The organism is Ensifer sp. MJa1, from assembly GCF_037026475.1.
GTDB lineage: Bacteria > Pseudomonadota > Alphaproteobacteria > Rhizobiales > Rhizobiaceae > Ensifer.
Map to the genome: position 1 here is coordinate 327,330 of NZ_JAKUMO010000004.1, position 6,717 is coordinate 334,046.

At 62.8% G+C, this 6,717-nt stretch carries 6 protein-coding genes and 1 riboswitch; of the genes, 3 read left to right on the plus strand and 3 right to left on the minus strand.

What is annotated here, in order from left to right; all coding sequences use genetic code 11:
* The first annotated feature begins 39 nt into the window (after positions 1-39).
* Positions 40-118: riboswitch (SAM riboswitch) on the plus strand.
* Between the two features lie 44 nt (positions 119-162).
* Together MKZ91_RS08540 and apaG are read left to right on the plus strand one after the other, a co-directional pair.
* The gene (locus MKZ91_RS08540) at positions 163-1,347 is read left to right on the plus strand and encodes an O-succinylhomoserine sulfhydrylase (protein WP_336170024.1); all 1,185 of its coding nucleotides are present in this window, start codon (positions 163-165) and stop codon (positions 1,345-1,347) included.
* A 227-nt stretch (positions 1,348-1,574) separates the two neighbouring features.
* A complete protein-coding gene (gene apaG, locus MKZ91_RS08545) occupies positions 1,575-1,967 on the plus strand; it encodes a Co2+/Mg2+ efflux protein ApaG (RefSeq protein ID WP_057248107.1) in 393 nt (130 codons plus the stop codon).
* Positions 1,968-2,078: 111 nt separating this feature from the next.
* On the opposite strand, the gene MKZ91_RS08550 is transcribed toward apaG, so the two are convergent.
* From MKZ91_RS08550 to MKZ91_RS08560, 3 genes are all read right to left on the minus strand, one after another.
* Positions 2,079-3,116, minus strand: a complete 1,038-nt coding sequence (locus tag MKZ91_RS08550; RefSeq protein WP_336170028.1) for an Hsp33 family molecular chaperone — start codon at positions 3,114-3,116, stop codon at positions 2,079-2,081.
* A gap of 322 nt (positions 3,117-3,438) precedes the next feature.
* Positions 3,439-4,356, minus strand: coding sequence for an ornithine carbamoyltransferase (gene argF, locus MKZ91_RS08555; protein ID WP_336170030.1), 918 nt, complete (start codon positions 4,354-4,356; stop codon positions 3,439-3,441).
* Positions 4,357-4,459: 103 nt separating this feature from the next.
* Positions 4,460-5,659 carry an aspartate aminotransferase family protein gene (locus tag MKZ91_RS08560; RefSeq protein WP_336170031.1) on the minus strand — a complete coding sequence of 400 codons (1,200 nt, stop codon included), beginning with the start codon at positions 5,657-5,659 and terminating at the stop codon, positions 4,460-4,462.
* 421 nt (positions 5,660-6,080) lie between these two features.
* On the opposite strand from MKZ91_RS08560, the gene MKZ91_RS08565 reads away from it, so the two are divergent.
* The gene (locus tag MKZ91_RS08565; protein ID WP_336170033.1) at positions 6,081-6,602 is read left to right on the plus strand and encodes a GcrA family cell cycle regulator; all 522 of its coding nucleotides are present in this window, start codon (positions 6,081-6,083) and stop codon (positions 6,600-6,602) included.
* Positions 6,603-6,717: the final 115 nt, after the last annotated feature.

Consider the following 6,717-nt stretch of genomic DNA (forward strand, 5'->3'; position numbering starts at 1 on the left):
CTCCGGGAATTGACGCAAGCGCACCCTAGCAGTATTGAAGCTTTATCCCGTGGTGATTTGGCCGGTCGGCTTGCAGCCACGTTAAACAAGTAGCTAAAAAGGCCGGGTGTCAAACCGGCCCGTTTTCGCGGCCGGTTTTTTTGTTTTGAAAGTGACCGTCACATGAGCAAAAACTGGCGCCCCGCAACACAACTGGTCCACGGCGGTACCACCCGCTCCCAGCACGGCGAGACCTCCGAAGCGATCTTCCTCACCCAGGGCTTCGTCTACGACACGTCTGAGGCAGCCGAGGCGCGTTTCAAGGGCGAGACCGACGGCTTCATTTACGCCCGCTACGGCAGCCCGACCAACGACATGTTCGAAAAGCGCATGTGCATGCTGGAAGGCGCTGAAGACGCGCGCGCCACGGCATCGGGCATGGCCGCCGTTTCCGCCGCCATCCTTTGCCAGCTGAAGGCCGGCGATCATATCGTTGCCGCCCGCGCCCTCTTTGGTTCCTGCCGCTGGGTGGTCGAGACGCTGGCGCCGAAATACGGCATCGAGTGCACGCTGGTCGACGGACGCGATCTCGCCAACTGGGAAAAGGCGATCCAGAAGAACACCAAGGTCTTCTTCCTGGAAAGCCCGACCAACCCGACGCTCGAAGTCATCGACATTGCCGGTGTGGCCAAGCTCGCCAACCAGATCGGCGCCAAGGTCGTCGTCGACAACGTCTTTGCGACGCCGCTCTTCCAGAAGCCGCTGGAGCTTGGCGCCCATATCGTCGTCTATTCCGCCACCAAGCACATCGACGGCCAGGGCCGGTGCCTCGGTGGTGTCGTGCTGTCCGACAAGGAATGGATCAACGAGAACCTGCACGACTACTTCCGCCACACCGGCCCGGCGATGTCGCCGTTCAACGCCTGGACGCTTTTGAAGGGCATCGAGACCTTGCCGCTGCGCGTGCGTCAACAGACGGAAACCGCGCGCCGCGTCGCCGACTTCCTCGCCGAGCAGCCGCAGGTGGCCAAGGTCATCTATCCCGGCCGCAAGGATCACCCGCAGGCCGACATCATCGCCAAACAGATGACCGGCGGCTCCACCCTCGTCGCCTTTGAACTCAAGGGCGGCAAGGACGCAGCCTTCGCGCTGCAAAACGCGCTGGAGATCGTCCGCATCTCCAACAATCTTGGCGACAGCAAGAGCCTGATCACCCATCCGGCAACGACCACGCACAAGAACCTGACCGACGAGGCTCGCGAGGAGCTCGGCATCTCGGCCGGTACCGTGCGCTTCTCCGCCGGCATCGAGGACAGCGAGGATGTCGTCGAGGATTTCGCCCGCGCGCTCAAGGCCGTCAAAGCCTGACACGAACGAATACGGCCGCCGCGACCGGCGGCGGCCGCCAATCGCTTCTCGCGATCACAAAATCAGGCCCCAATCACATAGAATCCAAAGGGATCGGGGCCGATCGAAACCCGATCGGGCTACTGAAAGGCGTTGCCCCAGAATGGGTTCGCACAATCTTGCCGTTATTCTTGACGAAACCATCTTGCTGTAGAATACCCTGAAAGACCTGAAGCAAGGTGTTGCCCATGTATCGCGCTTTGACCCGCGACATAGAAGTTACGGTGGAGCCGTACTATCTCGAAGAGCAGTCGGATCCCGACGACGGCCGCTATGTCTGGGGCTACCGCATCGTTATCTCCAATCATTCCGACGCGGCCGTCAGGCTGATGACCCGCTACTGGCACATTACCGACGAGAACGGGCAGGTCGACGAGGTCAGCGGCCCCGGCGTCATCGGCGAACAGCCGCTGCTCAATCCCGGTGATACCTACGAATATTCCTCCGGCTGCCCGCTGGACACGCCGTCGGGCGTGATGTTCGGCCACTACAGCATGGAAGCGGAGGGCGGCGAGACCTTCAACGTCGCCATTCCGGCCTTCTCGCTCGATTCACCCGGGCTGGTGCGCACGCTGAACTAGGGCACCTGACGACAGATGCGAGCAGGCATTCGTTCGCAGAGTACGCCAATCCAAATGAAAACGGGACGCGCGCGGATGACCGCCCACGTCCCGTTTTTGCTGTTGTGTGACCTATAGGTACCCTGGTCCCGGACCGACCGGATCCCGACCAAGGGCCCTTTGCTGCGGACGCACTTCGCTCGCTTCGAACCGATAGGTCGTCGAGCAGAACTCGCAGGTGACCTTGACCTCACCATCGTCGATGGTGCTCTCGAGGTCAGCCGCGTCGAGATTGGCGAGCACCGACTGCAGCTTCTCGCGCGAGCAGCTGCAGCGATCATAGACCGCCTGCGGCTCGTAAACGCGCACGCCGCGCTCGTGGAACAGGCGGTAAAGCAGCCGCTCGGTTCCAACCATCGGGTCGGTCAGTTCGTCCGTGTCGATCGTCTCGACCATCACCTTGGCTTCCGCCCAGAGATCATCGTCTTCGAAGACGTTTTCGCCACTGTCGCCGTCGCCGCCCGAAAGATCGGGCTGACGCATGCGCTCCGGTGCTTCCGGCAGAAACTGCGCGACCATGCCGCCGGCGCGCCAGCGATGCCGCGGCTTGCCGCTTTCGTCACGATCGAGCAGTTCGGCAACGCCGAGCCTGACCTTGGTCGGGATCTGTTCCGACTGGCGGAAGTAGACGCCGGCAATTTCCTCGAGCGTCGCCCCGTCAAGCGCGACGATGCCCTGATAGCGCTGGGTGTGCGCGCCCTGGTCAATGGTGAAGGCCAGAACGCCCTTGCCGAGCAGCTCGTGCGAGCGGGTACGCCCGTCCTTTTCGGCAACTGCCAAAGCGTCCACATCGTAGCGGGCATAGGCGCGCACCCGGTCCGGCGTCGCGAAATCCGCAACGACCAGGTCGACCGGGCCGTCGCCCTGCGTCTGGACGATCAGCTTGCCTTCGAATTTCAGCGACGTGCCGAGCAGGACCGTAAGCACGACGGTCTCGGCAACGAGACGCGCGACCGGAAGCGGATAGTTGTGGCGCTCCAGGATTGCGTCCAGCATCGGGCCAAGCTGCACTGCGCGGCCACGCACGTCGAGGCCTTCCACCTGGAACGGCACGACGTGATCGTCACCGGCGAAGTCGAATTCACCAAGCCCTGGCGTCATGTCACTCATGTCTTGCTCCTTGCTCAGCCAACCAGATTGCGCCCGGAACAGTCCTGTCCCCCCGGTGCAACATGCCCGCTGTCTCAATTGATCCCGCGATGAACGGATTGTCCACCGGGCATGCGCCGTTCGCCGCAGCAACGTGCATCGCCCAGACGGTTTGCGCCTCACTGCCCTGGCAGGAGCGCCCGTATGCCGCCTAAATCGTGTCGCATGCCGGCAATGTCAATAGTGACCGGCGCCGCGTGCCGGCGCATTGCGCCGTCGGCACGCGCCAACGCTCCAGACACCGAAGCCTTCCGCCGCTCTCGGGGTCACGCCGGCAGACGGATCAGACGAGGCCCATGCACCAGGCAATGATCGACTTTTGCGCATGCAGCCGGTTCTCGGCCTCGTCGAAGACCACCGACTGCGGCCCGTCGATCACCTCGTCGGTGACCTCCTCGCCACGATGCGCCGGCAGGCAGTGCATGAACAGGGCGTCCGACGCCGCGTGCTTCATCAGCGCTTCGTTCACCTGGTAGGGCTGGAAGACGTTGTGGCCGCGGGCGCGGTGTTCCTGGTTCATCGAAACCCAGGTGTCCGTCACCACGCAATGGGCGTTGGCAACGGCCTGCTCAGCCTCGTGGCACAACAGGATCTCGCCGCCGTTGTTGCGCGCCCAGTTGAGGATCTTGTCCTGCGGCTCGGAGCCGAGCGGCACGGCCATGTTCATGCGGTAGCCGAAGCGCGCGGAGCCCTCGATCAGCGAATGCAGCACGTTGTTGCCGTCGCCGGTCCAGGCGATCGTCTTGCCCTTCACCGGCCCGCGGTGTTCCTCGAAGGTCATGATGTCGGCCATGATCTGGCAGGGGTGGGTGTCGTCGGTCAGGCCGTTGATGACCGGAACCGTCGCGTGTTCGGCCAGCTCCAGCAGGCGACGATGATCCGTGGTGCGGATCATGATGGCGTCGACATAACGCGACAGGACCTTGGCGGTGTCGCCGATGGTTTCGGCGCGGCCGAGCTGCATTTCGGTTCCGGACAGAAACAACGTCTCGCCGCCGAGCTGGCGCATGCCGACATCGAAGGAAACGCGCGTCCGCGTAGACGGCTTTTCGAAGATCATCGCCAGCATCTTGCCGACAAGCGGCTTCTCGGCAGTTCCGGCCTTGGTCGCTGCCTTTCGGACGCGTGCATCGTCGATGATCGTCCTAAGGTCGGCGGCCGTCATGGCCGAAAGATCGAGAAAATGTCTGGTGCCTGCCATCGTACTCGGTTCCTGTCTCAAATAATCGATACTTGGCGTGCCGCGCTCCCGGCGGAACACCAAGGACATTCTAACACTTTGGAGCTGTCTTGAGCCCTCGTCACTAGGCCGCTGCGTTGCCGCTGGCCTTCCTGACCGCCTCAGCGGCACGTTCGATGCGCGCTAGGCCCTCGCGTGCCTCCTCCGCCGTTACCGTCAGGGGCGGCAGCAGACGCAGGACATTGTCGCCCGCCGGCACGGCCAGAAGCTTCTCGGCACGGATTTCCTTCAAGAGATCGGCCGAAGAGCCCTTCACCTTGATCCCCAGCATCAGGCCGTCGCCGCGGATGTCCTCGATGACATCGGGATAGCGGTCCTTCAGCGACGCAAGACCCTGGCGGAAGACGAGCGCGACGTCACGCACATGGGTCAGAAACCCGTCTGCGAGAATGACGTCGAGTACGGCGTTGCCGACGGCCATCGCCAGCGGATTACCGCCGTATGTCGAGCCATGCGTGCCAGCCACCATGCCAGACGCTGCCTCCTCCGTCGCCAGGCAGGCACCGAACGGGAAACCGCCGCCGATACCCTTGGCAACGGCCATGATATCCGGACGAATGTCCGACCATTCATGGCCAAACAGCTTGCCGGTGCGGCCGACACCGGTCTGGACCTCATCGAGGATCAAGAGCAGGCCGAACTCGTCGCAGAGCGCGCGCAGTTCCTGCATGAACTCCTTGGTGGCCGGACGAATGCCGCCCTCGCCCTGGATCGGTTCGATCAATATCGCTGCCGTCTCCTCGGTGATCGCGTTCTTGACCGCAGCGATATCGCCGAACGGAACCTGGTAGAAGCCCGGTGCCTTCGGCCCGAAGCCCTCGATGTACTTCTGCTGGCCGCCAGCGGCAATGGTTGCGATCGTGCGCCCGTGGAAAGCGCCTTCGAAGGTGATGACGTGGAACTTCTCCGGATGGCCCTTGGCGAAGTGGTAACGCCGCGCCGTCTTGATCGCGCACTCCAGCGCCTCTGCGCCGGAATTGGTGAAGAAGACCTTGTCGGCAAACGTCACCGCCGTCAGCCGACGGCCGAGGCTTTCTTGGCCGGGAATTTCATAGAGATTGGACAGGTGCCAGACTTTGTCGGCCTGCGCCTTCAGCGCCTCGACGAGGTGCGGGTGGGAATGGCCGAGCGAATTCACGGCGACGCCGGCACCAAAATCGAGGTAGCGCGAACCATCCTCGGCAATCAGCCAAACGCCCTCTCCTCGCTCGAAACGCAACGGCGCGCGCATGTAGGTATCGTAAAGCGGCGTGGTTGCAGTCATGCGAGGCTCTCCTTCACTCAAGATCGACATCGAACACACGGCTCATGCGGCCCGATAAAAATCAAAAATGCCGCCTTTCGGCGGCGCAGGCACTATTCCTATTTCGCGCTGCAATGTCAACAAAACCAAGCCTTGCAGCGCAAGGTCGAGACCCGTTTGTCGGCGCCCGAAAAATTGCTGGAGTGGGCTTGCAAAAATGCAACGCCAACCAAGCAAGTTGGGGAAAACCACGAAATCGATTCGGCGCGATTCCCGGGACTCTTGCCACGGAGTCCGGCGGTCAGTACGTTAACATTCAATTACTAGACGCATGCGGCGGACCTAGTCACCAAAAGAGTTATCGCGTTTGCAACCCCGGGGGTCAGCCGGGGTGCGGTGAGGGATTCTGCCATCCCTAACGCTGAGAACGGAGAGTGCAGAGATGAACTGGACTGACGAGCGGGTGGAGAAACTGAAGAAGCTTTGGTCGGAGGGCCTGAGCGCAAGCCAGATCGCGGCGCAGCTTGGCGGCGTCAGCCGCAACGCCGTCATCGGCAAGGTCCACCGCCTGAGCCTGCCCGGCCGCGCCAAGGCCGGCGGCAGCACCACCGCCGCAGCCCGTCCTAAGCGCCCGACCTCGGCGCCGCGCGCTCCGAACTACGCCGCTCGCGTTGCGGCCCGCCCGGTTGCCCGGCCTGCCGGCGCTGTCGTCCTCAAGGAAGAGATCGAAGTCGATCTCGTTGCCGAGCAGGATTTCAGCACACGCGCCGACGTTGTCGTTCCGATGTCGCGCCGCCTCGAGCTGACCCAGCTCACCGAGCGCACCTGCAAGTGGCCGATCGGCGACCCGCTGAAGGAAGAGTTCCATTTCTGCGGCAACGACTCGCCGGAATCCTCGCCCTATTGCAGCTTCCACGCAAGGCTTGCCTATCAGCCTTCGGCCGAGCGCCGCCGGATGCGCTGAGCGCTCGGACAAAACCAAAAGAAAAGGGGCCGATCGGCCCCTTCAGACTGCTGACAAACCCCTGGCGAGAGCTGGGGGTTTGTGATTCAGTGGGCCATGTTGAAGAAACCCGGCC